Raw genomic sequence first — 26638 nt, forward strand, 5'->3', positions numbered from 1 at the left:
GGAAGGGCCGATGAGAGCGCCCCCTTGGGCAGATGAATGGCGGGACGGAAGGCAGGTACCGGATGAAGAAAAAAGCGAAGAAAGCAGACACAAGCGCGGTTGAATCAGGGTTTGACGTGGTCAGCGTCCATATCGGGACAGAAGATCCGGTTGTCTACAGGGGACTGGGCGGAACGTTCGCCAGTTTCGCCGACAGCTGCCTTCGCAAGCGGGTCCTGCCGGGCTTCCATCAAAAGGGGCTGATCGCGGAAGCGGAGCCGAAAGAGTCGGGCCTTGTCCTCTGCTTATCCGGCAAGCGCAGCGAGAAAAGGCTTCGGGAAATCATGGACATCGCGTTGGTCAACACGGGAGCCTATCCTTCCAGGGGGGGGAAGGCTGGATTTTCCATAAACGTCACATCAAAGATGCAGGACGTGAAAAGGAGGAAATCATGGCTCTGAAGACGGCGAACGAGTTTTTGGACACCATCCGGAAAATGAAGCCCCGCGTATACTGCGGGGGGAAATGGGTGACCGGCCTGCTTGACAACCCGGTCACGCGGTCCATGGTCATGGCCAACTCGGCAATCTACGGCCTGGCCGAGGATCCGGCCAACAAGGAGGTGATGGTGGCGACCTCCCACCTGACAGGGGAGCCGATCAACCGCAACCTGAACGTCGCCCGGAACATCCACGACCTGGACATGCGTCAGGAGATGGCGCTCCTCACAAGCCAGACGGTGGGCACCTGCAACTACCGCTGCGTCGGCTGCGATGCCCTCAACAGCCTGGCCGCCACGACGTGGGAGATGGATCAGGCCCTGGGGACGAACTACGAGGAGCGGTTCAACAAATGGCTGGCCTTTGCCCAGGCCAACGACCTGGCCGTGTCCGGAGCCATCACCGACGCCAAGGGCGACCGGAAGAAACGCCCCTCCCAGCAGGATGAGATCGACACCTTCGTCCACCTGGTGGAGAAGCGAGACGACGGCATCGTGGTCAGGGGGATCAAAGTGAGCCAGAGCGGCGCCATCGGCTCCCATGAAACCCTGGTGCTTCCGGGCGGGGCCCTCAAAGAGGGGGAAGAGAAGTTCGCCCTGGCTTTTGCAGTCCAGAACAGCGTCCCGGGGCTGTCCTACATCTGCCAGTACAACGCCTACTCCGCGGAGCGGGAGATGTTCGGCGACGAGGAATGCGAGCTGGGGAACCCGATTTACGGCCAGCGGGAGACCTCGACGATGGTGTTCGACAACGTCTTCATCCCCTGGGAGCGGGTTTTCCTCTGCGGCGAGACCAAGTACTGCGGGCGGATGGTCACCCGGTTCGCCAAGGCCCACCGCATGAACTGCGGAGGGGCCTGCAAGGTGGGGTTCGCCGACCTGATCATCGGCGGCACCATGCTGGCCGCCGAGTACATCGGAGTGGAAAAGGTCCCCCACATCCAGGAGAAGATCATCGATATGGTCCGTTTCAGCGAAACCTCCCACGCCTGCGCCATCGCGGCCGCCATGAGGGGGCGGGAGGAGCCGAAGGGCTCCGGTGTCTACCTGCCGGACGACCTGTTCGGCAATGCCGCCAAGCTGAACATTGCCCACGGGTTCTGGGAGATCATCAAGAACGCCGGGGACATCGGCGGCGGCCTGGTGGTGACCATGCCGAGGCTGAAGGATCTGGAGGACCCGGAAGTCGGCCCCGTTCTGAAGAAGGCCTTCGGGGCCGCGGCTCCGGCGGACAAGCGGCTGAAAGTCGCCAAGTTCCTGCAGCACTGGTCGGCGGGACTTCACGGGCCCGGGACCTGGCATGGCGCCGGCGCCCCCCAGACCCAGCGGTTCATGTTCACGGTGCTGACGGATTTCGACGCGAAGAAGAAGATGGCCAAGAAGATTATGGGGATGAAGGACTGATCCCGCAGAAGCCGGAACGGAAAGGCAGGGCACAGAGCCCTGCCTTTCTTCTTTGGGGCAGCGGATGGTACCCGCCGCCACGCCGGTAACGCCCTTCCGGCACTCCCTGCCAGGGCTCGAAGCGATGCGGACGTCGATGGGGGTGCAAAGCATTCCCGCCCCGTCGTCTGCCTGGAGTTGAGAAGGATCCCCGATGCATTGCCGTGAGATCCTTCCATATTGATTCGGGAAGATGCCTGTTTATGCCCGAAGCAACAGCCGATCCGGTGCAGAAAGGACTTGCAACCACTTCCCCTTTGCACTATGATCGCGGGCTGTAAAATATAAGTATTTAAGATTCTTGGGGTATTCCCATTTCTGGCTGGTCCGGCGGTTCCTTTGCCAAGCCGTCGTCGTTCGGTTCAGAACGTGTACGGCGGCGATGAAGGGTTCGTTATCCCAGGCCTTCCGCAACAAGGGCCGGGAAAATGCCGGTACCCGGGAATCGGAGCAGGTTGTACCATGAGCAGAAAAAAGAGGATCGTTGTCCTGGCGGCAATGCTGGTTCTGGTGTCCGCCGCCGCGGCGTATGCCCTGCGGGGAGAGATCGTGGAGGTGGCCCTCTACCGGAACGCAAAGATGGTCAACGGCGTTCCGGCGGGCTGGAAGATCATGCGCCATTCCGGCACGCCGGTCATCCGGCTGGAGAAATTCGGCGATGCCTACTATGTGCGCATGATCAGCGATTCCCGGTCGGGTTTCGGCATTGAAAAGGAAGTCAGTGTCGACCTAAGGGAATACCCCTACCTGAACTGGACCTGGACGGCGACGAAGCTGCCCCGGGGCGGCGATGTCCGGAAATCCGCCACCGACGACCAGGCGCTCCAGATCTATGTTGTCCTGCCTACAACTGGATTCCCGGAGCAGCTGAACTACCCGATCCTTACCTATGTCTGGGACAATGAGGCCCCGAAGGGACTGGTCACCAAGAGTCCCAAGCCCCTCATGAAAAAGATCCGCTACGTCGTTGTCCGCAACAAGACGGACCGCCTCGGCACGTGGTACACGGAGAAGCGGAATGTGTACGAGGATTTCCGGAAGGTTTTCCGGGACGTGGACGGCGGTGAGCCCCGGGGGGCTACGCACGGGCTGCGCTTCTACATCAACTCGCAGAACACCAAGAGCCAGGCGGAAGGCTACATCGGCGAAGTCTTCTTCAGCAAGTCCTGACAACCCCCGGATTTTCGTTTCCTGACCTGCAGGACCACCGGGCCGGCTTTCCACTCACGGATGCCGGCCCCTTTCGGTTCCTCACTCTCCCGCCGCCACCCGGATCCGGTTTACCGCCCGGTGGGCCTGGCGGACCGGTTCCGGCAGGCGATAGCCCCGGCAGCAGGATAGGATGATCCCGACGGCCTTCTCCAGGCCGATCCGGTGTCCCTGGGAGACGTACACGGGCTTTACCCGGTCCCGCGTCCTGAGTGCGGTGCCGACGATGGCGCCGTCCGCCAGGAGATCCGCCCTGTTTCCCGTCTCCATGCCCACTTCACCGTGTATTCCATAGAGCCGGGTCTTGGCGCAGCCGATCGCCGGCAGGTCGAGAAACAGCCCCAGGTGGGAGGCGAGGCCGAATCCGCGCGGATGGGCGATTCCCTGTCCGTCGAAGAGAACCGCGTCGGGATTGCGGCGCAGCCGCCTGAAGGCCTTCAGGACGACGGGACCTTCCCGGAAGCTGAGGAGGCCGGGGACGTAGGGGAAGGAGGAACGGTCCTCGGCGGAGGCCTCTTCCAGCAGTTCCAGGGATGGGTAGGCGAGAACGACAACCGCGGCGAAGAAGCGGTCGCTCCCCCGGGCGTAGGAAACGTCGGCCCCGGCAATGGTCTGCAGGGAGGAGGGAAAGGACCGGTCGTCCAAAATCAGCCGCTCCCGCAGCTGTTGCTGAAGGGCGATGGCCTCTTGGCAGCACAGGTCCCAGGGATGGAGGCTACGGGCCCTCATCGGGATTTTCCAGCCAGTCCGCCAGGATGCTCTCTGCTTTGGCCACATCGGCGCGGATCTGCGTCACCAGCGCCTCGGGACCGTCGAACTTCATCTCCGGCCGGAGGCGGTCGATGAAGAGGATCTCCAGCGATTCCCCGTACAGGTCGCCCCGGAAGTCGAGGATGAAGACCTCCACCGACAGCTCCGAGTCTCCGAACGTCGGATTGTAGCCGATGTTGAGAACGGACTTCATGGAGCGGCCGTCCATTTTCGTGACGGCGGCGTAAACGCCCCGGGCCGGCAGGAGCTCCTTCCCGGGCCGGACGTTTGCCGTCGGGAAACCCAGCCCCGTGCCGCGGCGGTGGCCGTGGACGACCCGGCCGGCCACGTTGTAGGGACGGCCGAGGAGGCGCCGGGCCGTGCGGACGTCGCCGTCGAAGATGGCGTTCCGGATCCGGGTGCTGCTGATGACGTCGCCGCTCCCCGAGACGGCCCCAAGGGCCTCCACGTCGAAGCCGAGGGTCTTCCCCCAGCGGACCAGGAATGCCTCGTTTCCCTCCTTGCCTCGGCCGAACCGGTAATCGTGGCCGATCAGGATCTTCCGGATGTGGAGCCGCTTCCAGAGGACGTCCCGGACAAAGGATTCTGCGGAAAGAGCGGCAAAGTCCAGGTCGAAGGGGATCAGCAGGAGAGCGTCGACGCCGGTGGCGGCAATCTCCCGGATTTTTTCCTCCGGCGTCGTGATCAGGTAGAAGGGCCGGCGATCGGCCCGGAGAACGCTTTTCGGATGCGGCTCGAAGGTGATGACCAGGACGGGCGCCCCGGAGGGACGCGCCTCCTCGATGAGCCGGCGGAATATGGATCGGTGGCCCCGGTGCACACCGTCAAAATTGCCGATGGTGACGAATGCTCCCTCCAGTTCCCGGGGGATTTCCTCCAGACTGCGGATGACCTCCATGCTTTCCCTTTCCGCTGGCCTGCCCCGTCCGATTCCTTGTGAATCCGCCACTGGCGCGGCCCGGGCGGATCATTTTCCTTGACAGGGGATTGGCGATTCGTGTAGAAACAAACGCTCTTTTGAGATGCACCAGCCTTTTTGCCGAAGTGGCGGAATTTGGTAGACGCGCTAGGTTCAGGGTCTAGTGGGCGTACGCCTGTCCGGGTTCAAATCCCGGCTTCGGCACCATATATACAGACGGGGGCGCTCTGTCAAGCAGGGCGCCCCCTCTGCATTCCGGACCGGGTTCGCTTTTGCTGCGGTCCTCTCACCCATTGTTCCGTCTTCTCCCTGCTCATGGCTCCTCTAAGCCGGGAGTGGTCCTGCCGGCACGCCTGATGTTCAGCGTGAGCGGTTTTGTGCGTGCCTACCCCCAGAGAATCAGCCCCATCTCCTGGAGCGTTGCCAGCTGCGGATGGAACGGCAGTACGCGGATCCCGTAGGAGAACATCCCGTTTTCCCGAACGGTGTACTCGCCGGAAAAGACCAGCATGCCGCTTTTCTCCACGTCCGCGACTTTCAGGGGGACTCGTTGCGGAGAGCCGGTAAAGCCGTGGCTGTCCCGGAGGCCGACGACCATCTCCACGAGAATCTCCTCGGGTGCCATCTTTCCCGGATCGATCCGGACCTGGACGGACAGGGGCTGGTCCACCACGATCGTGTCCCCGTGGATGCCCCCGATGGACACTTCCTGGAGTTTCAGGGAGGAGAACCGCATGGGCACCTTGCGCTTCCAGTCGACGATCGTGCGGGCCAGGGCGAACCCCTCCGACGTCAGCTCCTGATCCCGCTGCGCCGCGGGCCGGTACATCAGGCTGTAATACTCGGAAAGCATCCGCTCGGTGTTGAATTTTGGAACCAGGGTCTGCATGGAGCGTTTGACCGCGGCCATCCAGCGTTCCGGAACCCCGGAAAGATCGCGGTCATAGAAGGTGGGGATCACGGTTTCCTCGAGGAGATCGTAGAGATCCCGCCCGTCCTCCTCGTCGGCATTGGGCCGCTCCTCCACCTGTTGCCGCACCAGCGGGCCCATCGTCCAGCCGTTTGTCCCGTCGAAGCCCTCGGGCCACCATCCGTCGGAGACGCTCAAGTTCAGGACGCCGTTGGCTGCCACCTTCATGCCGCTTGTACCGCTGGCCTCGTAGGGGCGCCGGGGTGTGTTGAGCCAGAGATCGACTCCCTGGACCAGCATCCGTGCGCTGCCGAGGGAATAGTCTTCGATGAAGAAGATGCGGCCCCGGAACCGGACGTCCCGGCAGACGTCGATGACGCGCTTCACGAGGTTCTTCCCCATGTCGTCGTTGGGGTGGGCCTTGCCGGCGAAGAGGATGTGCACCGGCCGGGTCGGATGGTTGACGATGCGGTCCAGCCGGTCCAGGTCCGACAGGAGCAGGTCCGCCCGCTTGTACGGCGCGAAGCGGCGTGCGAATCCGATCAGGAGCGCCGAAGGATTCAGCCGGGAAAACATGTCCTCCCTCCAGTTTTTCCAGGAGGGAAACTTTGTGTCCGTCGCGGCGGTATAATCCCGGAGGTAGTCGAGCAGCCGCTGTTTCATCTCGTGGCGGATCCGCCAGAGCTGAATATCCGGGATGTCCTGGATGCGCCGCCAGCGTTCCGGATCCGTCAGGTGCTTTTCCCAGTCCATTCCGAGGTACGTGTCGAAGCACTCCTTCATCCGGGGGGCGATATAGGACATCACATGGACGCCGTTGGTGATCTGTCCGATGGGAATGTCCGAATCGTCGAACCCCTTCCAGACGTCCCGCCACATGTGCCGGGCCACCTGCCCGTGGAGGTTGCTCACGGCGTTGCTCCGGTGGGACATCTTGAGGGCCAGGATGGTCATGAAGAACGGCTTGTCGTCGCCCCGTTCCTTCCGGCCGAGGTCCCAGAACCGGGCCCAGGACAGGCCGAAGCGCTTCATGTATCCTCCGAGGTACGACTCGATCAGGTCCTTCGAGAAGCGCTCGTTTCCCGCTTCCACGGGGGTGTGTGTGGTGAAGACCGTGCTGCCGTGGACGACCTCCGCCGCCTCCTCCAGGGACAGCCCCTCCCCGCTCATCAGGTCGGCGGTCCGCTCGAAGATCAGGAATGCCGAGTGTCCCTCGTTGATGTGATAGACCCGGGGACGGATGCCCAGCTTCTTCAGGAGGCGGACTCCCCCCGCTCCCAGCAGGATCTCCTGCTCGATCCGCACTCGCGGGTCGGCCCCGTAGAGACGGGACGTAATGGAGCGGTCCTGGAGTGTGTTCCTCGGAACATCCGTGTCCAGGAGGTAGAGAGATACACGGCCCACCTTGATTTCCCAGATGTTTGCGTACAGGGTGCGCCCGGGGAGCTCCAGGGAGATCTGGACATCCGCTCCCAGATCGTCACGGACGATCTGCACGGGCAGGCTGGAGAAGTCGTTCTCGGGATACTCGGCGACCTGGATGCCGTTCCGGTCGATGAGTTGCCGGAAGTAGCCGTTTTTGTAAAGCAGCCCTACCCCGACGAGGGGGATGTTCATGTCGCTGGCGGTCTTGAGATGGTCCCCGGAGAGCGTGCCCAGGCCGCCGGAATAGATGGGAAGGCACTCGTGGAGACCATACTCGGTCGAGAAATAGGCCACCGGGCTGGACCAGCGGATGCCGTTTGCGGCGTAGGGGTTGCTGTCGGAGGTCTTCTCCTCCATGTAGTCGTCGAACTGGCCCATGATCTGGCCGTACAGGGCCATGTAGCTCGGGTTTTCCGCCGCTTCGGAGATCCGCTCGGAGCTCACCGTTTCGAGCATCCGCACGGGATTGTTTCCCATGTCAAGCCAGAGCTTCGGGTCCAGCGTGGCGAACAGGTCCAGGGCCCGGGGAGTCCAGACCCACCAGAGGTTGTATGCCAGCTCGCGCAGGCGGCCGATCTTTTCCGGAAGGTGGGCCACCGCGGTGAAGGTCCGGAAATGGGGCTGGGTGGAGGCGGTGCCCGCAAAGACGTGCTTCTTCTCGCCATCCTCGGTCACTGCCATCTTGGCGGACCGCTCGAAGGCCGTTCCCAGGGCCCGGTCGTAGGCCGCCAGGTAGGCCCCGTAAAAATCGTGCCAGCCGGCATGCAGGGCCAGGAGGCGTGCGCCCTTGCGCATCCGGAGCCAATCCGGCTCCGTCCAGGCAAAGCTTTCCCGGAGGATCTCCTTGAGCTCCTCCTCCACGGTCGCCGGTTCCTGGTTGCGCCGGTCCAGGATCCTCACGCCGTCATAACCGCCGCTCATCTGCCGGACCCACTGCCCGAACCCGGCCAGATCGGTGGAGACGGTCGGTACGGCAAAGGCGGCGCACTCCAGGGGGGTGTATCCCCATGGCTCATAATAGGAGGGGAAGACGCCCATGTCGCATCCCTGGAGGGCTTCATAGTAGGGAAGGTTGAGAAAACCGTCTTTCCCATCCAGCGGGGCCGGAACGAAGATGACGCTGACCCGGTTTTCGGGCATGTTCCGGAGACCCAGCCGCTTGCAGGTCTCCATGACAGGATCCGAGGCCCCGTAGTGAAGGCGGTGCGTGGCGATGGGAAGCGGACCCGAATCGGTCCGCGTATAGTGCTCCTTGAGAGAGGGCAGCAGGTCCATGTGGCCGCCCATGACGAAGAGGAAGGCCACGGCCGACTGTTCCGCTTCGAGTTCCCGCTCGAGGCGGCCCAGGGCTCCGAGGAACACGTCGATCCCCTTGTTGTGGAACTCGTAGCGGCCGGATGTCAGGAAAATCCGCGAGCTTTGCGGGAGGTCGCGGCGGAGGAACCGGGAGGCCGCCTCCAGCAGGATCCTTCTCGACGTCTCCGACGGTTCCCGGTCTTCCGTCAGGTCCGGGATGGTTTCCATGTCCAGCCCGTTGGGGGTGATCACGTCGGGTGACCGGCCGAGGATGTTGCGGGCCTCCAGGGCGGTGATCTCGCTGACCGTCGTGAAGCAGTCGGCCTCCCGGGCCGCCACCTGCTCCATGGAAAATTTCGCGCTGATGTTGTGGACCACGGCCTCTCTCTGGGGAGACAGGTGTTCCATCGAACCGTACAGGTCCATGCCGGTGCCCGAGAGGGTGCGGCCCAGGATGGTGGCGTGGGTGGTGAATACGGTTGCCATCTCGGGAATCCGCCGCTTCAGGTAGAGAAGACCCGCCCCGCACATCCATTCGTGAAAGTGGGCGATCGCGGGGTTGCCGGCGGGCCTGGCCAGGACGTTGTACGCCGTTTCGATGACCTCTCCCGCGGCACTGCTGAACATGACGGGCTCCACGTAGTCCCAGCCGCCGGTCATCGAATCGACCCCCCAGTTTTCCCAGATCCGGAAGAGAAGCTGGTCCTTGTCGTAGCGGTTGCGGAACTCCACGAGGATGACTTTCGGACGTCCCGGAATCCGCCACCGGCCGAAGCGGCAGGGGAGTTCCTTGATGGCCGTTGCTTCGCGGATCCGGTTCCAGCATTCCTCGTCCGTTTCCTCGAACTCGGTGTAGTTCTTGAGATCCGGACCCAGCAGGATGCAGCGGTCTCCGAAGGTGCGCAGGACCTCCCGCATCTTGCTCGTGAGGACGGTGTGGATCCCGCCTACCTTGTTGCATACCTCCCAGCTGACCTCAAACAGGTAGGTGTTCCGGTGTTCCGTCATGAATCGTGCTCCCTGCGCTTGCTGGACCGGCTTCCCGTTCAATCCCCGGGGGGCAGGAGCCGGTAGATGCCGTCAATGATTTCCGCCGCAGCCTGCCACCGGACCGCCTCCGCTTCCGTCCGGACCGATTCCGCCAGGGCCGCTGCCCCGGCCGGATCGGCCAGGAGGTCGAGAATGTTCCGGGCCAGCCCTTCCGTGTCCCAGAAATCGAACTGCCGTGCCGATTTCAGCACTTCCGCGACCCCCGACTGGCGGGATATGATCACCGGGATACCCCGGCGGGCCGCTTCCAGCGGGGCGATTCCGAAGGGTTCGGAAACGCTGCTCAGCACAAAAAGATCGCACGCGGCCAGGGCGTTCTCGACCTCCCGCCCCTCGAGAAATCCGGGAAAGCGGACCCGGTCGGCGATTCCGAGGTCCCGTGCGTGCCGCTTCGCGTCGTCCAGTCCGTCCCCGTCTCCGGCCATGATGAAGGTCGCCTCCGGCATCTCCCGGAGGACATGCCCGGCGGACTCCAGAAAAAACCGGGGGCCTTTCTGATACGTGATCCTTCCCAGGAATAGAACGGTTTTCCCGTCCCGGTCCCGAACCGGGAACGGTCCCTCCTCCATGCCCGGATCGGCTGCGTTGTGCGCGACGGTGACCCGCTCCGTTGGGATCCCGTAGCGGCTCACGATCATGTTTTTCAGAAAGGCGCTCACAGCGATGACGTGATCCGCCCGCTCCATCCCGTATCGTTCGATTTCAAAGATGTTCCGGTTGATGTCCTCGCCCCGGCGGTTAAATTCCAGGGAATGGAAATGGAAGACCAGGGGCCTGCCGGAGGTCTCCCGCGCCCGGACCGCGGCAAAGGCCGTCATCCAGTCGTGGGCGTGAATCACGTCGAAAGCGAGGTCCCGGGCGAGCCAGGACGCCTCTTCGCCGTACCGGATCACCTCCGAGAGGAGATCCGGCCCGTAGCCGCTCTCCGGAGCCGGATCGGCCGCTCCCTCTTCGCGAAGAGGCGGCTGCAGGTAGGATGCCGGCGTCTGGTAAGGGGTCAGGGGAGATGGCACGGGCCGCACCTCCATCTCCCGGCTGCCGGCGTTTCCTGTGCCCGATGCCGTGTCACTGCGTGGAAAGACGAGGATCACCTCGTGGCCCATCCCGGAAAGGGCGTCCGTGATTCCCCGGCAGGCCGGACCGATGCCGCCGCTGGACCGGGCCGAGAATTCCCAGCCGAACATCAGAACGCGCAAGGGCCTTCCCTCCGCTTTGCCGTGTTGAGAAATTCTGTCACAGTCAATCCGGGTTGTAAACGGAATTCCCGGCGCGGGTCAGCCGCCCGGAAGCCGCTCATGCCGCCGGCTTCCGGCCCTCCTCCATCCCTGTTGTCCCCGCCTGGAGGAGAGAATGAAGGTGCAGAACGGCGGCGACGCTCCAGGCCTGGGCGATGCAGCCGCCCGGGCGGTGGGGGGGATCGCCGTCGAAGACCTCCGAGATGCTTCCAATGCCGGCTTCCGGGAGGTGCTCCCGGATGAAGATGCGCAAGTGCCCGAGTAGGAACGCCTCCGCTTCCCGCCGGTCCGAGGTCCGGAGAAGGGCCATGCCGAAGGGAAGGAGGAGCCACGGCCAGACCGTCCCCTGGTGATATGCCCGGTCCCGGGATGCCTCGTCTCCCTCGTAACGGCCATGGTAGCGGGAGTCCGTCCGGGCGAGTGTGCGGAGACCCCGGGGAGTCAGGAGGGATCTCCGGACGATTTCCACAACCGCTGCCATCCGATCCGGATCGAGGGGGGAGAAGGGAAGGGCGGCCGCGATGACCTGGTTGGGCCGGACGGACGGATCCAGCCGGCCGCCCTGCAGAACGTCTCCCAGGCAATTCCCTTTTTCGTTCCAGAAGACCTCCTGAAAGGAGCGGCGGATGCGCGACGGGAGGCCACCCAGGGAGAAGTCGCGTTCACCGAAGCGATCCGCCAGCTCGGCGGCGAAGCAGACGGCGTTATACCAGAGGGCGTTCACCTCCACGGCGAAGCCGCCCCTGGGCGTCATGGGGACGCCGCCCACCCGGGCGTCCATCCAGGTCAGGTTCATCTCCTCCGATCCGGCGTGGAGAAGGCCCCGGCTGTCCATGTAGATGTCGAAGGACGTTCCTTCGATCATGTGGCGGAGGATCCGCTTGAGGACCGGCCAGAAACGCTTCCGCACCAGGTCCAGGTCGCCCGTAGCGGCCAGCATCTCCTGCACCGCCCAGAAGAACCAGAGCGGGGCGTCGACGGCGTTGAACGACCCGGGATGTCCGTCGTCGGAGTAGAAGTTCGGGAGGAGCCCCCCATGTTCCTGTTCGGCCAGGCCGATCAGGATTTCCGTTCCCGTTTCAGCCCTGCCTGCCCGGAATGTAAGCCCGGGGAGTGAGATCAACGCGTCGCGGCCCCAGTCGGTGAACCATGGGTAGCCGGCGATGACGGCCGGCCGGCCGGCGGGGGTGCGGATCAGGAACTGCCGTCCCGCCCGAAGAAGGGAGTGCATGGCAGGCCGGTCCCCCGGATCGCACCGATCGAGGAAAGACCGGTCGTCCGCGGTCTCCCGTTTCCGCCGGTTCGACTCGATCTTCCAGAGGCCCGTCAGGTTCCGGCGGCAGAGGTTCAGGGAGGAGGAGAAAAAGACGGGTTTCCCCGGCTCCAGGGGAATCGTCAGTCTGCCGGGGGTGAACAGGTCCTCCTTCCATTCGTAACCCCGCTCCCGCTCCCGTTCGTATTCGAAATGGAAATGCCAGTCCGGGGCATGGTCCTGCGAGGGGGGGACGCTGGTCTGGAAAAAGATGGAGGGCATCCCGTCGTAGGGCTGGAGGGAAAAGCCGTCTGCCATCCGGTGGGGCCGGACCTGGATGTATCCGTTTTGGCGGGCCAGGTCATGGATGCCTCGATATGCCAGGAAGGGACGGATCACCAGCTCGCCACGCGGCGGACCCTCGAGAAGCTCGTAGCGGACGAGAACCTGGTCCTCCTCGAAAACCATCAGGATCTCCTTGCGGAGCAGAAAGCCCGTGGCGGCGAACTCGAAAACGGGTCCCGGCATCCAGCGGAAGGCCCGCAGGGGCGGTGTCGCCGCAGGTATAAAACAGCCGGGGAAGCGGTGGCAGAAGAGGGGGATGCTCCGGTCTCCGCATTGAAAGGATTCCTCCAGCTTGGAGAGGAGGACGAAACGCCCCGGCGGTGTCTTCAGGTTTGCCGCCAGAAGCGCGTGGTATTTTCTCGTATGGCAGTTCAGGACCGTGCTGGAGGCGTAACCGCCCCGGCCGTTGGTCTCCAGCCACTCCAGTCCAAGGAGGGTTTCTCGGGAGAGGACAGAAAGGTTTTCCAGCGACGGCGTCGTCATGGCGGCCCCCTGCGGGTTGCGGGATGACGATGATAAGAGGCAACGGTTCCCGTCGGATTATGGAAGATGGAGAACCTCGACGCCCTTTGGGGGTTGGAAGGAAAACGTCCGGTCGGGTATTGCTACGTTCTCCCTGAGATCCCGAAAGGCAACCCGGGTGAAATTCCCGAAGGAATCGGTGAATCGAACTTCGTGAACCTGGAGATCTTCCCTGCCTACGGTCAGGTTCAGCCGGGAGACGCCCAGGCCGGAATCGCGGGGTGTAAGGACGAGCAGCAGGTTTCCGTCCCGGTCGACGGCATCGGGCCTGGCGTACTCGATCTGGAAATCCTCCCGCAGTTTTCCCAGCCCGGTGAAGAAGCGGATGGTCAGACGGGATTTGAGCAGGCTTTCGGCCTTCTGGACATAAACGGCCCGGTCTTCCGGGACGTAAAGCCATGAGGTCCTGGGGCCGATGATCAGCTTCTTTGCTTTCGGTTTCTCGTAATGCCAGGCCATCCGGCCGGGATTTCGAAAGTAGACCGTTCCTTCCTCCCGTTCGGCCTTTTTCGATCCCTTCACCGTCACTTCCTGGATAAAGCGTCCCTTCAGGGATTCGGTTTTCTCATACCGTTCCTGCATGTCCGCCAGAAGCTTTTCCAGAGGCGGCGCTTCCGCTCCACGGACTGCTGCGGGCAAAAGGAGAATCCCCAGGAGGGGCAGCCACACAAGGGACAGGACAGCCGTGAGCCGGTGGAGAGAACGCCGGCTCCGGCCGGAGCGCAGACGTGCCTCCGGTGATAAATCCGTTGAAACAGAGAGGGAATTTCGCTTCACAGAAAAAACCTCACGATTTATCCCGCAGCATGGTGCCGCTGGCATATTTCTTTCAATGGGTTTCCGGAAGGGGGTTCTGGCATGCGCTAACCTTCCGAAATTCTGCCCTGCTTTGTAAGCTTTTGTTATAAATAACGATTTTCCGTGCCTACACCTTGTGCAAGGCGGTATAAAATCGTGACATTTGAAGCCTTAGGGTTTTTATCCACAGAGTTGTCAACAGGTTCATCAACAGCTCTGTGGATTCCTTCGTTAACTCCCCGGATCAAGGGAAAGAACCCGCGGAATAGCAGTTACCCTGATATTTTCAGACGCCAGCCGAAGGGATCTTCCTTCTGGCCGTACTGGATCTGCAGGATTTCGTTGTAAAGCCGCTCCGTCAGGGGGCCTGTCTTCCCGCTGCCGATCTTGTGCTCCTTCCCGCGGAAGAACATCCGGCCGATGGGCGAAACGATGGCGGCCGTTCCGGAGGCGAAGGCCTCGTTGAGGAGTCCCCGCTCTGCGGCCTGAATGACCTCTTCCATGGCAATGGGGCGTTCCATGACGGGAATCCCCCAGCTGCGTGCCATCTCGATCACCGAATCCCGCGTCACGCCGGGCAGAATCGTTCCACCCAGGGGCGGCGTCACCAGTTCGTCGCCGATCAGGAAGAATATATTGCTGGTGCCGACTTCCTCGACGTATTTCTTGTGAACGGCATCGAGCCACAGGACCTGGGTATAGCCTTTGTCCTGGGCGGCTTTGCTGGCATACAGGCTGGCGGCGTAATTGGCCGCGGCCTTACAGTAGCCGATGCCTCCCGGAGCGGAGCGGACGTAGTGCTCCTCCACGTAAATCTTCGTGGGGCTGAATCCCTCGGGATAATAGGCGCCGACGGGGCCCACGATGATGAAGAAGAGGTATTCCGGGGAGGCGTGAACGCCCAGGGCCGGCTCCGTGGCGATCATGGTGGGCCGGATGTAGAGGGACGTGCCCAGGCCTTTGGGGATCCAGTCCTTTTCGATGAGCACCAGTTCCCGGACGGCCTCCAGGAACAGGTTCTCGTCAACCGCGGGCATGCAGAGGCGTCGGGCCGAGTTGTTCATGCGCCGGGCGTTTTCGAGGGGACGGAACAGGTAGATCTCGCCACCCTTGCCCCGGTATGCCTTCAGGCCTTCGAAAATGAGCTGGGCGTAGTGCAGGCAGATGCAGGCGGGATCCAGGGCGAACGCCTGGTAGGGCTCGATGGCCGGGTTGTACCAGCCCTTGCCCTCCTTGTACTGCATGGTGAACATGTGGTCCGTGAAGATCTTCCCGAACCCCAGCGTTGCCTCGTTCTTGTGTTTCGGTTTGTGCTTTGCCGGTGCGGTCTTCGTGATCTTGATCTTCATGATTATCCCCCAGTATGATTTAACATCCCAAAAAAATTACAGATCGCTTTATCACGATTGGACCAGCCGATCAAGGCTTCTGTACTGGATCGCCTCGGCGACGTGGGAAGGCCCGATGGATTCCGCCTCCTCCAGGTCGGCGATCGTACGGGAGGTCCGGAGGATTCTCGAGTAGGCCCGGGCGCTGAGACCCAGCCTGTCCATGGCCATTTCGAGGAGCTGCCGGGACTCCCCGTCCAGGGTGCAGAACCGGCCGATCTGGTCATTGTCCATCCGGGCATTCGTTGCCGCTTCGTCTCCTTCGAAACGTGCCCTCTGAAGCCTCCTTGCGCTGCGGACGCGGGCGGCGATGGCGGCGGAGCCTTCCCCCCGGGTTCCCATGGTCAGCTCCCGGTGCCGGACGGCGGGAACCTCGATATGGAGGTCGATCCGGTCCAGGAGCGGTCCGGAGATCCGTGACTGGTAGCCACGGATCGCCGCGGCGGAGCATCGGCATCGCCGCCTCGTCTCCCCGAGAAACCCGCAGGGGCAGGGATTCATCGCCGCCACGAGCATGAACCGGGCGGGAAAGGTGGCGCTCACGGCGGAGCGGCTGATGGTGATGACCCCGTCCTCCATGGGCTGGCGGAGGGCCTCCAGGACGTTCCTGCGAAATTCCGGGAGCTCGTCGAGAAAAAGAACGCCGTGGTGGGCGAGGCTGATCTCCCCCGGCCGTGGCTGCTGGCCGCCTCCCGCCATTCCCGCATCGGACACGGTGTGGTGGGGCGATCGGAAGGGCCGCGTCGAAACCAGGGAGCGGCTTCTCTCCAGAAGGCCGGCTACGGAAAAGATCTTCGTCGTCTCGATGGCCTCCGGCAGCGTCAGCTCGGGAAGAATACCGGGAAGCCGCTGGGCGAGCATGGTTTTCCCCGACCCGGGGGGGCCGATCATGAGGATGTTGTGCCCTCCGGCGGCGGCGATCTCCATGGCCCGCTTGGCCTGTTCCTGGCCCCGAATCTCGCTGAAGTCCGGGAAGGCCCGGAAGTCACGCCGGAACAGGGACACCGGCTCCACCCGGTGAGGTTCGATCGGCTTCGTCCCGGACAAACCGTCCACGACGTCCGACAGAACGTCCACCGGCAGGACGTCGAGGCCTTCGACCATAGCCGCTTCGTCTGCATTTTCCCTGGGGACGACCATTGCCGGCCTGCCGGAACGGTGTACCTCCTGGGCAATCGGAAGAACTCCCGGGACTCCCTTGACCGCTCCGTTCAGTGAGAGCTCTCCGGTAAACACACAGCCGTCGAGCATCGCGGGCTGGACGATGCCCTCAGCCGCCAGAATGCCCATGGCGATGGGAAGATCGAACCCGGTACCTTCTTTCCGGATGTCCGCCGGCGCGAGGTTGACCGTTACATGATGACGGGGAAAGGAATAGCCGGCGTTTCGAATGGCCGCCCGAATCCGGTCCCGGCTTTCACGGACGGCCGCATCGGGCAGCCCGACCATGGAAAAATGAGGAATGCCGTTGGTTACGTCCACTTCCACGTCCACCAGGCGGCAGTCGATACCAATGACCGCGGCCCCGCAGGTCTTGACGATCATATTTCCCTCAAAAATGGTCTGTGGCAGGTTGTTCCTTGGAGGAAACACGGGGATGGAAAGACTGTACCCGGCAGGGACGTCCTCTTTAATTCAGAACACCAATGAATGCAAGGTCTTTCTCTCTCTCGCCGACGCCCAGCGGAACCGGCTTGACGGCGGGAAAACGCTGTGTTAAGTTTCACCCGCTTTTGCTAATCCGTTCACTTTCACTTTCCCGGAGTCAGCCCATCACAGCAAACGCAATGACCCGCATGACCCATTTGGATGAATACGGCCGCGCCCGTATGGTTGACGTCACACGGAAGAAAGAGACCGTGCGTGTGGCGGTTGCCAGGGGATCGGTGCTCATGAAGCCGGAAACCCTGGCGATGATCTCGCGGGGCGAGATGGCCAAGGGGGATGTTTTTTCCGTCGCCCGGATTGCGGGGATCATGGCGGCCAAGAATACGTCCGGCTTGATTCCTCTGTGCCACCCGCTGCAGTTGACGGGTGTCGAGATCCGGTTTTCCGTGCGGGACGAACGCACGCTGGAGATCGAGGCGCAGGTGACCAACCGCGGGAGAACGGGCGTGGAGATGGAGGCCATGACGGCTGTCAGCGCGGCGGCCCTCACGGTCTACGATATGTGCAAGGCCGTGGACCGTCGCATGGTCCTGACGGAAATACGCCTGATCTCGAAAACGGGGGGCAAGAGCGGAACTTTTGTACGGGAACCATGATTCCGCGAGACCGGACGACCCCATGACACAGACAATTTACCGGATCAAGTCATCCTTCCTGATTCCCCTTGGCCTGGATGTCGTTCTTCTGCTGGTGCTTCTCGGGTGGTCCGTTCTGGGATCCGGAACCTATACGGAGCGCGTGGTTTTGGGTATTTTCTTTCTCCTGGCACTGGCGGTCTTCGCTGAGGCGGTGTCCCGGAACGTGTCCGCCGACGAGGAAGGGATCTCCATCCGGAAATTCTTCCGGGGGACCCGTCTTCTCTGGCTGGAAATCAATTATGCCGGAACCCTGATCATGCGTGGCAAGGCCTATATCCTCCTGACCACGACAAAAGGATACCATGTCCTGTCCAGTGCCTACGGGAACTACGAAAAACTGATCGACCACATGGTCCGTCACCTGGACGCGGAGAGGGTGGAGGAGACGCTTCGAGCGCAGATCGACCAGCCGGTTCGCGGCAGGTCGGATGCGGCGTCGGCATGGTTCGCAGCAGCTGTGATCCTCGGTATTCTTATCCTGAAATTGCTGAAGATTTGACCCTTCCAACGGAGAAAGCCTCAAGACCATGAAGACCAGGAAATCCACAGCCGGTAGTCGGATGGAGAAAGCGGATGATCCCGTCCGGGTCGTGGAACGGATGATGGAGATGAAGCTCGAGGATATCGCCACGGTGCTGGGCGCGTCGGGCAATGGAAAAAGCCGGCTCCATGAAAATGTGATGACGATGGTGGAGCGGAGCCTCTTCCGGATCGCCCTCGGCCGTTCCGGCAATGTGCGCAGCAAGGCCGCGGCATACCTGGGGATCAACCGGAACACCTTCCAGAAAAAACTGATCCGGCTTGGTCTGGACGGCAATCCGGAGGAGGAGTGAGGATGCCGGGGGAGAAACCGGACCGGACTTCGGTACGGGAGAGGCCGGGAGATGGATGATGCTTTCCTGCCCGCCACCATACGCAGGCTCCTCGAGAAAGGCGTCCGCATCCCTCATCCCTGGACCGTCGAGGTGGGGGATGAGGTTTCCCTCGACCGCGTCTCCGGCCGGGGCGTTGTCCTCCATGGCGGTGTCCGGCTTCGCGGTGAACGGACGCTCCTCTGTGACGGGGTAAAACTGGGGGCGGAAGGCCCGGCCGTCGTGGAAAACTGCCTCGCGGGGCCCGACGTCGAACTGAAAGGCGGCTTCTTCCGGGGGTCGGTTTTCCTCCGCGGCGTTCAGATCGGTTCCGCCTCCCATGTCCGGGAAGACTGCCTCCTCGAGGAAGAATCCTCCGGAGCTCATGCCGTCGGACTCAAGCAGACCATCCTTTTCCCCTTCGTGACCCTCGGCAGCCTGATCAACTTCTGCGACTGCCTCATGGGGGGCGGCACGAGCCGCCGAAACCACAGCGAGGTGGGAAGCTCCTTCATCCATTTCAATTATACCCCCCGGCAGGACAAGGCGACGGCGTCTCTTCTCGGCGATGTTCCGCGCGGCGTCATGCTGGATCAGCCCCCCATCTTTCTCGGCGGGCAGGGAGGAATCGTCGGGCCCGTCCGGATGGGGTTCGGAACGGTCCTTCCCGCCGGTTCGATCTGCCGCCGGGACGTTCCGGAGGGAGGCGTGACAACCGGCGAAGACGGCAGGGACCGGATTGAAGGACCCTTCCTCTCGAAACGGGGGGGGGATCTTGCCAGAAAAGTGCGGAACAACCTCCTGTACATAGCCAATCTTTTCGCCCTGCGGGCCTGGTATGCACAGGTCCGGAGTCCCTTTTTCCGCGCCGCTTCGCACGAAGCGGAGCTGCTGCCGGGTGCGCTGGACGTCCTCGAAGGGGCGATTGCGGAGCGGCTTCTGAGGCTTCGGAATGTCGCCGCAAAACTGCCGCCGGAGGGCGAAGCGACCGGACCGGCGGGGGTTGTATCCGAACGCCGCCGGCAATTCAGGGAGCGGTGGCCGGAAGCCGAGGAGGTCCTTCAGGACGGAGCCGGGGATTGTGGAGATCCGATGCTCCGGGACCGGTTCCTGGCCGTCCGGGACCGGCTGGCGGGACGTCCGGCTGGGGCGGCGGACTATCTTCCCTTCATCCAGGCGCTCAAAAAGCCGGAGCGCCTCCTGGGGACGGCCTGGCTGGAGAGCATCGTGAACGACCGGATGGAACGGGTTCTGGGTGTGCTGACGGCCTTCCGTTCCGGGCCTGTGGAGGCGGCATGACAGGGAAAACCATGATGAAATTCGTCCGGGACATGAATCGATTCGGCATTGGCATCGTCAGGGCTCTCTCGGCCTGGCGGATTTTCGTTGGAAAGCGCCCCGAGGATGTCCGCGTTCCCGCCGTGATTCTTTTCCCGCTGCAGCCGGGGCTGCTTGCCTGTGGTCTTGCCGGCATCGTCACCATCAAGCGGGCCGGTCCAGCCGGGGAGACATCCGATGTGGAGAGACTCGCGGCGGCCTTCGGACGGGTTCGGGCCAGGGGCATGAAGGCACTGCGCATGGGAGTCCTTCTGCCGCAGGATTACCTGGAGCCTGAATCCCTGCGGGAGCTGGAGGCCGGGACATCGCGGCTCAAGGAAGACGCTTCCTATCAGGATTTCTTCTTCCGGGACGGCCAGGTTGCCGACATGAAAATGCTCTGCGAGGATCTGGCGGGCTTTGTCGGTGATGAGGAGAGGGAACTGGAGGAGGCCGCGACATCCTTCAGCACCGCGGAGCTGGAGATCCTGGGGAGCCGGCAGATCCTGCTGAAGGACATCCTGTGGGCGCTGGAGCAGGACGTGCTGGCTAACGTGGAACGGATCACCGCCCTGGCCGGGGCCGCCTCGCCCCGGGACGTCGATCCGGTCGCCTTCGGCAAGTACAGGAGAATGAACTTCCTCCTCAACTGCATTGACCGCCTGGAAGTGCGGGGCCGGGACTCCGCGGGCCTGACGCTGGCCATGACCTTCCCCGATGGCGACCATCTTCGCCGCCTGGAGGACCGCCTGCGGGAGGAAAGGCTGTACGAAGCCTATTCCCGGAGAACGAGCGGGGGAGATCTCCTCAACGGGAGCATTCGCCTCTCGGAGCGGGGGGCCGGCAACGGTTCAGGACGCCGGGATGTAACGGCCAATTTCGTCTACAAGACGTCCTCCATCATCGGCGAACTCGGGAGGAACGTCCGGGAACTCCGCAAGGCCGTTTCCGAAGACCCGGTCCTCCGGTTCTTCGTCCGGCAGGAGACGCTCCTGGAGACGTCTTTGACCCATACCCGCTGGGCGTCCGTCGGTTCGATCACGGAAGAAAACTGTCATCCCGTGAACAGCTTCACCCTGGCGGACCGGACGGGACGCAAGGCGTACCCCCGGTATGGCGTTGGAAACTGGGCCATTCACGTCGTCCTCAACGGCGACATCGACAATTATCCGGAGCTGCGGAAGGGACTGGAGACCGATCAGGAGCTCATTGCACCGGCACTCACCACCGACACGAAGATCATCCCTCTCCAGATCGAACACTACCTGCTGGAGGGGTACGACCTGGCGGAGTCGTTCCGGCTGGCCGTGAGCAGTTTCGAGGGGTCCCATGCCATTGCGATGACGAGCGACCTGGAGCCGGGCAAGGCGTTTCTGGCCCTCCGGGGAAGCGGCCAGACGATTTACATTGGCCTGGCTCCGGACCAGTATGTCTTCTCCTCCGAGCTGTACGGCATCGTGGAGCGGACGCCCTGGTTCATCAAGATGGACGGGGAGGCGCCGGCCGATCCCGATATCCCCGAATCGACGGGGCAGGTCTTCGTCCTGCACCAGGAATCGGAGGGGGGGCCGGCCGGTATCCGGGCCTTCGCCTACGACGGATCGCCCATTGCCCTGGGTGCATCCACTGTCAAACGGGCCGAGATGACCACCCGGGACATCGACCGGGGAAGCAACCCCCACTTCTTTCTCAAGGAAATCGGCGAATCCGCCGTGTCCATCCGAAAGACCCTCCGGGGAAAATACCGCATTCACCGGGCAAACGGGGAGGATCCCCAGGTCGTCTTCAACATCGGCGGGGACATCGTGCCGCTCTCCGTGCAGTCGGACCTTCGGAACGGCGCCATCCGGCGCATCCTGGTCATCGGGCACGGGACGGCAGCCGTGGCGGGCTCCGCCGTGGCCGACGCCATGGAGCGGTATCTCCGGGGGTCCCGCATCCGCGTGGAAGGGAAAGTGGCCTCGGAGCTCAGCGGATTTTTCCTGGAAGATGACCTGGCGGACACGCTCGTGGTGCCCATCACCCAGTCGGGCACCACGACGGATACGAACCGGGCCGTGGCCATGGCCCATGAGCGGGGGGCCCGGGTGGTCTCCATCGTCAACCGGCGGCAGTCCGACATCACCTCCAAGTCCGACGGCGTTTTCTACACCAGCGACGGGCGGGACATCGAGATGTCCGTGGCGTCCACGAAGGCCTTCTATTCCCAGATCGTGGCCGGCCACGTTTTGGCCCTTTTTATCGCCCAGCTCATGGGGTCCCTGTCCGATGAAGACATCGCCGGGGAGCTCTCCAGCCTCGAACAGGCCCCGGAGATGATGAAGCGGGTGCTGGCCCGGAAGGATCTCATCCGGCATTCCGCGGAGCTCCTGGCGAAGCAGAAGCGCTACTGGGCCATCGTGGGCAGCGGCCCCAACAAGGCCGCGGCGGACGAGATCCGCATCAAGCTGAGCGAGCTGTGCTATCGAACGATTTCCTCGGACGTAACGGAAAACAAGAAGCACATCGATCTCTCGGCGGAGCCCCTGATCATCGTCTGCGCCGCCGGAAACCCGGAAGCGGTCGTGGGCGACCTGGTGAAAGACGTGGCCATCTTCAAGGCCCACAAGGCCGCCGTGGTTGTCTTTGCCGACGAGGGGGAGGAGCGGTTCGATTCCCTGGCCGACTCGGTCGTCCCCATCCCCGGGGCCCGCATGCCCCTTCCGGTGATCCTCAACACCCTGGCTGGCCACCTGTGGGGCTATTACGCCGCCTGCAGCATCCACAAGGACTCCCTGTTCCTCAGGGACTTCCGGAACCGGATCCACCAGGCCATGGTGGACCCGGCCGGCCGGCCCGTATCGTTCTACGAATGGATGGCCGACCGGACCTTCCGCCGCATGATCCGGGACTTCTCCCACACCTTCAACAAGCTCCGGGACGAAGGGTCCTTTTCCGCCACCAGCGTCAAGGCCGTTTCGGATCTCGTTCTCCTCCTGAAGTACGCCATGGGCAAACTCCCCCTGGAGGATTTCTGGAATGACTTCCGCGGCGACAACGGGCCGGTCTCGCCGCTGGACCTCCTGGACTTCACCCTTGCCCAGGCGGCGGAGGATCTCTCCCGCCCGGTGGACGCCATCCGCCACCAGGCGAAGACCGTCACCGTCGGGACGAGCCGCAAGGCCGCACCGCTCCGGGGGATCTTCTTCGACCTCCTCAGGGAGCTTGGCTTCACCGTGAAGGACCTGTCCTCCAGGGACATCATCGTCCTCAACCGCATTCAGCCGGGGGTGGAGGCGATCAAGGGGTATACCCTCTACGGGATCGACCGCCTGGACGACGACGGAAGGCCCGCCGACCAGACCACGATCACGATCCGTGCAAGGGGCGGGGTCTCCCTCGGCATGGCCTCCCGTGCGGAAGGAACGAAAACGCTGATGGGAACGAAGCGGATGATTGTCCGCATCGGCCGCCTGTACGTGGGCAGGGGAAAGTCCGACGGGGCACCCATTGTAATTATCCCCCTGCTGAAGGGAGGAATGGTCCGGAGCCTGCTCCTGATCCACGTCCGCTACAATGAAGCCCTGGCTCTCCGCGAAAAGGTGGAAGTCATCGGCTACGCCTACAACGACATCCGGAACCTGGTAAACGAGTACAACCTGGCGTGGGATGATCGTTACCTCGAGTCCTTCACCCTCGAATCGCTCCTGAGCGAGCCTCCCGAGGTGATTGCAGGAAAAATCAAACAAATGCTGGAGCCGGTATGAAAACAACCAAATTCATCTTCGTCACGGGCGGAGTGCTTTCCTCCCTGGGAAAAGGGCTGGCCGCGGCGTCCATCGCGGCGCTCCTGGAATCGCGGGGACTCCGGGTCACGAACCAGAAACTGGATCCCTACATCAACGTCGATCCGGGCACCATGAGCCCCTTCCAGCACGGAGAGGTCTTCGTCACCGACGACGGCGCCGAGACGGACCTGGACCTGGGGCATTACGAGCGGTTCTCCACCACGCGCATGGGCCGCGGCAACAACCTCACGACCGGCCAGGTCTACTACTCCGTCATCGCCAAGGAGCGCCGGGGCGACTACCTGGGCAAGACGGTGCAGGTCATTCCCCACATCACCAACGAGATCAAGGATTTCATCCGGACCACCGCGGAAGGATTCGACGTGGCCATCGTGGAGATCGGCGGGACCGTGGGGGACATCGAGAGCCTGCCCTTCCTGGAGGCCATCCGCCAGTTCCGCAACGAGGTGGGAAGGCAAAACGCCATCTTCATCCACCTGACGTGGGTTCCCTTCATCAAGACGGCGGGGGAGGTGAAGACCAAACCCACCCAGCACAGCGTCAAGGCCCTCCGGGAAATCGGCATCCAGCCGGACATCCTCCTCTGCCGGACGGAGGATATCCTTTCCGAGGACATCAAGGCGAAGATCGCCCTGTTCTGTAACGTCGAGGTGGCCTCCGTCTTCACGGCGAAGGACGTCCGATGCATCTACCAGGTGCCGCTCAATTTCCACCGGGAGGGCCTGGACGGCAAGATCATCGACCTCCTGAACATCTGGACGGGCCAGCCCCACCTCGATGCCTGGGAGTCCGTGGTAGACCGGATGATCGGCCCCTCCGGCGAGGTCTGCATCGCCATCGTGGGAAAGTATGTCAACCTTACCGACTCCTACAAGAGCCTCAACGAGGCCCTCGTTCACGGCGGCATCGCCAACGACTGCCGGGTGAACCTCCGGTTCGTCGATTCGGAGAAGATCGAGAAGGAAGGGCTGGGACACCAGCTCGACGGTGCGGACGGGATTCTCGTTCCCGGGGGGTTCGGAAACCGGGGCATCGAGGGCATGATTATGGCTATTCATCAGGCCAGGACGAAGGGGATTCCCTTCTTCGGGATCTGCCTGGGGATGCAGATGGCGGTCGTCGAGTTCGCCCGGTTCGTCTGCGGGATGGAACGGGCCAACAGCTCGGAGTTCGACGAGGAGACTCCCTTCCCGGTCATCGATCTCCTGCCCGAGCAGAAGGGCGTGACGGAGAAGGGGGCCACCATGCGCCTCGGTTCATATCCCTGCATGCTGGAGGAAAAAACCTTCGCCCACGAGGCTTACGGGCAGTGGGAGATCCAGGAGCGCCACCGGCACCGCTACGAGTTCAACAACGACTTCAAGGAGACCCTGACCGGGAAGGGGCTCCGGATCACCGGCACTTCCCCCGACGGCCGCCTGGCGGAGATCGTCGAGATCAAGGACCACCCCTGGTATCTGGGATGCCAGTTCCACCCGGAATTCAAATCCCGGCCCACGAGCCCGCATCCCCTGTTCGCCCGGTTCATCGAGGCGGCCCGGGCGTTCAAGAGCAAGGACGGGTGCTGAATTCCGTCCCCGGTGGACATGGAACCCCTGCTCCTGCACCTGGAAAACAATGTTACCCTCGAAGAGGACCGGCTGGTCCTGGTGGACCGGCGGCGGCTGCCCCGGGAGATCGTCCGGGTCTCCTGTGCCGGCTACGGGGACGTGGCGCGGGCCATTGAAGACATGGTCGTCCAGGGGGCGGGTGACATCGCCGTCACCGCCGGATTCGGGCTATACCTGGCGGCCCGGGAGGCGGAGCGGCTGGGCGGTCGGGAGGCCGGGGCCTTTCTGGAGAGGGCCGCAGAGCGGCTGAAGGCCACTCGGCCAACGGGCTATCACCTGGCGGCGCTTTTGGACCGGCTTCTGGGAATGCTGGCGGAAGAGCCGGACGATCCCCGCCCGGCGGAGAGAATCCTGTCTTTCCTGAAAAACATCCTGGACCGGCAGCGGCGGATCTCCGAAGACACGGGGCGCCACGCCGAGACGCTCCTTGTCCCGGGGGAATCGATCCTGACCCACTGCTTTGCCGGGGGAGCGCTCCTGTACATGCTGCGCTTCGCACGGGAAAAGGGGAAGGACGTCCGCATTTTCTGCACGGAAACCCGACCTTATCTCCAGGGCGCGCGGCTCACCGCCTGGTCGGTCAGCCATCTCGGCCTCCCCGTCACCCTCATCACCGACAACATGGCGGCCCACTGCATGTCCCGGGGGATGGTGCAGAAAGTTTTCACCGCCGCCGACCGGATCGCCCTGGACGGAACCGTCGCCAACAAGGTGGGAACCCTGCAGCTGGCGATCTGCGCGGACCGGTACAAAATTCCTTTCTGGGTGCTTGCCTATGGAGGGCCGGACCGCCGGACGGCCCGCGGGGAGGACATTCCCATCGAGGAGCGGGATCCGGCGGAGGTGCTGACGTTTCGGGGCACTCCCATCACCGGGGAGGATGTGAAGGGATATTATCCGGCCTTCGACCTCACGCCACGGGAGCTGGTGACGGGCATCGTCACCAGCCGCGGGATCGAGACCTGGAAGGGCTGATTCTACTGGATCGTCCGTGGCGGAGTGTCGCTGCGCTGCTCCATCTTCAGCATGGACCGGGGAATCAGAAAGCTCCGCATCCGGGAGGGGACGTAAACGAGCATCCACAGGTCGTCGGGAACCCTGAGGCCCCTCCTGCCTACGATCTTTCCCTGCAGCCCGTTCAGGGGATGCCGGGGATCATTCACGAGGACGAGGTCGCCGAGGTCCATTCGATTCTCCTCTCTTGGAGCGGATCCGTCCGGCGGCGGGATCAAGGGCGGGCGGCCGGGCGTGGGATCGGACGGTGGGATCACCCGTGACTGACATGACGATAGCACAAAAGACCGCGTACTGCATGGGGAATCATACCCACTATGACATTTCATACGGCATGTGATAAGAAATGACGACCCGACACAGGAGGGAGAGCCGATGAAGATCCGGATGCCCATCTCGTTTCACGGCAATTACCTGGTCCAGATCCGCCTGGGGGAAGAGGAGAGCCGGGAGCGGTGCCAGAAGTTGACCGTCAGGGAACTGTCGACGGAGGAAAGGGCCCAGTCTTTCCCGGGCATGCCGGAGGACCGGATGCCCACCCACCAGATCACCTTCTACGACTTCGGCTGCAAGCGGGTCATCGAGGGAAAAATCACGGCCAATGAGGAGAGCCGGATTGCCTTTGCCGTCCGGGACAAGGAGTACATCTTTTCCCCCTTCCGCCCCCGTTCGGCGTGAAAGCCGGCCGGATGGGCGGACCGGGCGCTTCGA

Annotated in this window: 20 protein-coding genes and 1 tRNA gene; 12 read left to right on the forward strand and 9 right to left on the reverse strand. The window is 63.0% G+C overall.

The window, feature by feature from the left end; translation table 11 throughout:
- The first annotated feature begins 62 nt into the window (after window positions 1-62).
- From PLO63_01640 to PLO63_01650, 3 genes are all read left to right on the forward strand, one after another.
- Window positions 63-440 (forward strand): hypothetical protein, encoded by a 378-nt coding sequence (locus PLO63_01640; GenBank protein HOI72824.1) that lies wholly within the window; start codon window positions 63-65, stop codon window positions 438-440.
- Window positions 431-1882: a 4-hydroxyphenylacetate 3-hydroxylase N-terminal domain-containing protein gene (locus tag PLO63_01645; protein HOI72825.1), complete on the forward strand. Its 1452-nt coding sequence runs from the start codon at window positions 431-433 to the stop codon at window positions 1880-1882. Before PLO63_01640 ends, PLO63_01645 begins: the two co-directional genes overlap by 10 nt.
- Before the next feature lie 501 nt (window positions 1883-2383).
- Window positions 2384-3091: a DUF3047 domain-containing protein gene (locus PLO63_01650; protein HOI72826.1), complete on the forward strand. Its 708-nt coding sequence runs from the start codon at window positions 2384-2386 to the stop codon at window positions 3089-3091.
- An 81-nt stretch (window positions 3092-3172) separates the two neighbouring features.
- On the opposite strand, the gene nfi is transcribed toward PLO63_01650, so the two are convergent.
- Together nfi and PLO63_01660 are read right to left on the reverse strand one after the other, a co-directional pair.
- Complete coding sequence (gene nfi / locus PLO63_01655) at window positions 3173-3859, reverse strand: deoxyribonuclease V (protein HOI72827.1); 687 nt, start codon at window positions 3857-3859, stop codon at window positions 3173-3175.
- The gene (locus PLO63_01660) at window positions 3846-4799 is read right to left on the reverse strand and encodes a bifunctional riboflavin kinase/FAD synthetase (GenBank protein ID HOI72828.1); all 954 of its coding nucleotides are present in this window, start codon (window positions 4797-4799) and stop codon (window positions 3846-3848) included. The genes nfi and PLO63_01660 overlap by 14 nt, the downstream gene beginning before the upstream one ends.
- A gap of 140 nt (window positions 4800-4939) precedes the next feature.
- Between PLO63_01660 and PLO63_01665 the strand changes: the two genes are divergently transcribed.
- A tRNA-Leu gene (locus PLO63_01665) sits at window positions 4940-5027 on the forward strand.
- A 178-nt stretch (window positions 5028-5205) separates the two neighbouring features.
- Here the strand turns inward: PLO63_01665 and glgP are convergent.
- From glgP to PLO63_01695, 6 genes are all read right to left on the reverse strand, one after another.
- Window positions 5206-9459: an alpha-glucan family phosphorylase gene (glgP, locus tag PLO63_01670; GenBank protein ID HOI72829.1), complete on the reverse strand. Its 4254-nt coding sequence runs from the start codon at window positions 9457-9459 to the stop codon at window positions 5206-5208.
- 38 nt (window positions 9460-9497) lie between these two features.
- Complete coding sequence (locus PLO63_01675; protein HOI72830.1) at window positions 9498-10697, reverse strand: glycosyltransferase family 4 protein; 1200 nt, start codon at window positions 10695-10697, stop codon at window positions 9498-9500.
- 97 nt (window positions 10698-10794) lie between these two features.
- A complete protein-coding gene (locus PLO63_01680) occupies window positions 10795-12816 on the reverse strand; it encodes an amylo-alpha-1,6-glucosidase (protein ID HOI72831.1) in 2022 nt (673 codons plus the stop codon).
- Between the two features lie 57 nt (window positions 12817-12873).
- Window positions 12874-13494: an outer membrane lipoprotein carrier protein LolA gene (locus tag PLO63_01685; GenBank protein HOI72832.1), complete on the reverse strand. Its 621-nt coding sequence runs from the start codon at window positions 13492-13494 to the stop codon at window positions 12874-12876.
- Between the two features lie 431 nt (window positions 13495-13925).
- A complete protein-coding gene (locus tag PLO63_01690; GenBank protein HOI72833.1) occupies window positions 13926-15002 on the reverse strand; it encodes a branched-chain amino acid aminotransferase in 1077 nt (358 codons plus the stop codon).
- Window positions 15003-15053: 51 nt separating this feature from the next.
- The gene (locus tag PLO63_01695; GenBank protein ID HOI72834.1) at window positions 15054-16586 is read right to left on the reverse strand and encodes a YifB family Mg chelatase-like AAA ATPase; all 1533 of its coding nucleotides are present in this window, start codon (window positions 16584-16586) and stop codon (window positions 15054-15056) included.
- A gap of 251 nt (window positions 16587-16837) precedes the next feature.
- Here PLO63_01695 and moaC point away from each other — a divergent pair, with 251 nt between their 5' ends.
- The 7 genes from moaC to PLO63_01730 are packed head-to-tail and all read left to right on the forward strand — an operon-like array spanning window position 16838 to window position 25888.
- Window positions 16838-17305 carry a cyclic pyranopterin monophosphate synthase MoaC gene (moaC, locus tag PLO63_01700; protein HOI72835.1) on the forward strand — a complete coding sequence of 156 codons (468 nt, stop codon included), beginning with the start codon at window positions 16838-16840 and terminating at the stop codon, window positions 17303-17305.
- Window positions 17306-17327: 22 nt separating this feature from the next.
- On the forward strand, window positions 17328-17846 hold the full coding sequence (locus tag PLO63_01705; GenBank protein ID HOI72836.1) for a hypothetical protein: 519 nt from the start codon (window positions 17328-17330) through the stop codon (window positions 17844-17846).
- Window positions 17847-17874: 28 nt separating this feature from the next.
- Window positions 17875-18180 (forward strand): helix-turn-helix domain-containing protein, encoded by a 306-nt coding sequence (locus tag PLO63_01710; GenBank protein ID HOI72837.1) that lies wholly within the window; start codon window positions 17875-17877, stop codon window positions 18178-18180.
- Window positions 18181-18231: 51 nt separating this feature from the next.
- Window positions 18232-19497, forward strand: a complete 1266-nt coding sequence (locus PLO63_01715) for a UDP-N-acetylglucosamine pyrophosphorylase (GenBank protein ID HOI72838.1) — start codon at window positions 18232-18234, stop codon at window positions 19495-19497.
- Window positions 19494-23261 carry an SIS domain-containing protein gene (locus tag PLO63_01720; GenBank protein ID HOI72839.1) on the forward strand — a complete coding sequence of 1256 codons (3768 nt, stop codon included), beginning with the start codon at window positions 19494-19496 and terminating at the stop codon, window positions 23259-23261. The genes PLO63_01715 and PLO63_01720 overlap by 4 nt, the downstream gene beginning before the upstream one ends.
- The gene (locus tag PLO63_01725) at window positions 23258-24871 is read left to right on the forward strand and encodes a CTP synthase (GenBank protein HOI72840.1); all 1614 of its coding nucleotides are present in this window, start codon (window positions 23258-23260) and stop codon (window positions 24869-24871) included. The genes PLO63_01720 and PLO63_01725 overlap by 4 nt, the downstream gene beginning before the upstream one ends.
- A gap of 18 nt (window positions 24872-24889) precedes the next feature.
- Window positions 24890-25888 (forward strand): s-methyl-5-thioribose-1-phosphate isomerase, encoded by a 999-nt coding sequence (locus PLO63_01730; GenBank protein ID HOI72841.1) that lies wholly within the window; start codon window positions 24890-24892, stop codon window positions 25886-25888.
- A 2-nt stretch (window positions 25889-25890) separates the two neighbouring features.
- On the opposite strand, the gene PLO63_01735 is transcribed toward PLO63_01730, so the two are convergent.
- The gene (locus PLO63_01735) at window positions 25891-26100 is read right to left on the reverse strand and encodes a hypothetical protein (protein HOI72842.1); all 210 of its coding nucleotides are present in this window, start codon (window positions 26098-26100) and stop codon (window positions 25891-25893) included.
- 202 nt (window positions 26101-26302) lie between these two features.
- Here PLO63_01735 and PLO63_01740 point away from each other — a divergent pair, with 202 nt between their 5' ends.
- Window positions 26303-26605, forward strand: coding sequence for a hypothetical protein (locus tag PLO63_01740; protein HOI72843.1), 303 nt, complete (start codon window positions 26303-26305; stop codon window positions 26603-26605).
- Window positions 26606-26638 lie beyond the last annotated feature (33 nt).

It is taken from the genome of Syntrophales bacterium, from assembly GCA_035363115.1.
GTDB lineage: Bacteria > Desulfobacterota > Syntrophia > Syntrophales > PHBD01 > PHBD01.

What these genes read in the sequence shown, in the direction of transcription:
- moaC (HOI72835.1), top strand. Translation starts at nt 16,838, where the DNA reads ATGACCCATTTGGATGAATACGGCCGCGCCCGTATGGTTGACGTCACA.
- PLO63_01740 (HOI72843.1), top strand. Translation starts at nt 26,303, where the DNA reads ATGAAGATCCGGATGCCCATCTCGTTTCACGGCAATTACCTGGTCCAG.
- PLO63_01735 (HOI72842.1), bottom strand. Translation starts at nt 26,100, where the DNA reads ATGGACCTCGGCGACCTCGTCCTCGTGAATGATCCCCGGCATCCCCTG.
- glgP (HOI72829.1), bottom strand. Translation starts at nt 9,459, where the DNA reads ATGACGGAACACCGGAACACCTACCTGTTTGAGGTCAGCTGGGAGGTA.
- PLO63_01710 (HOI72837.1), top strand. Translation starts at nt 17,875, where the DNA reads ATGAAGACCAGGAAATCCACAGCCGGTAGTCGGATGGAGAAAGCGGAT.
- PLO63_01645 (HOI72825.1), top strand. Translation starts at nt 431, where the DNA reads ATGGCTCTGAAGACGGCGAACGAGTTTTTGGACACCATCCGGAAAATG.
- PLO63_01680 (HOI72831.1), bottom strand. Translation starts at nt 12,816, where the DNA reads ATGACGACGCCGTCGCTGGAAAACCTTTCTGTCCTCTCCCGAGAAACC.
- PLO63_01720 (HOI72839.1), top strand. Translation starts at nt 19,494, where the DNA reads ATGACAGGGAAAACCATGATGAAATTCGTCCGGGACATGAATCGATTC.
- PLO63_01705 (HOI72836.1), top strand. Translation starts at nt 17,328, where the DNA reads ATGACACAGACAATTTACCGGATCAAGTCATCCTTCCTGATTCCCCTT.
- PLO63_01715 (HOI72838.1), top strand. Translation starts at nt 18,232, where the DNA reads ATGGATGATGCTTTCCTGCCCGCCACCATACGCAGGCTCCTCGAGAAA.
- nfi (HOI72827.1), bottom strand. Translation starts at nt 3,859, where the DNA reads ATGAGGGCCCGTAGCCTCCATCCCTGGGACCTGTGCTGCCAAGAGGCC.
- PLO63_01640 (HOI72824.1), top strand. Translation starts at nt 63, where the DNA reads ATGAAGAAAAAAGCGAAGAAAGCAGACACAAGCGCGGTTGAATCAGGG.
- PLO63_01730 (HOI72841.1), top strand. Translation starts at nt 24,890, where the DNA reads ATGGAACCCCTGCTCCTGCACCTGGAAAACAATGTTACCCTCGAAGAG.
- PLO63_01650 (HOI72826.1), top strand. Translation starts at nt 2,384, where the DNA reads ATGAGCAGAAAAAAGAGGATCGTTGTCCTGGCGGCAATGCTGGTTCTG.
- PLO63_01695 (HOI72834.1), bottom strand. Translation starts at nt 16,586, where the DNA reads ATGATCGTCAAGACCTGCGGGGCCGCGGTCATTGGTATCGACTGCCGC.
- PLO63_01660 (HOI72828.1), bottom strand. Translation starts at nt 4,799, where the DNA reads ATGGAGGTCATCCGCAGTCTGGAGGAAATCCCCCGGGAACTGGAGGGA.
- PLO63_01690 (HOI72833.1), bottom strand. Translation starts at nt 15,002, where the DNA reads ATGAAGATCAAGATCACGAAGACCGCACCGGCAAAGCACAAACCGAAA.
- PLO63_01725 (HOI72840.1), top strand. Translation starts at nt 23,258, where the DNA reads ATGAAAACAACCAAATTCATCTTCGTCACGGGCGGAGTGCTTTCCTCC.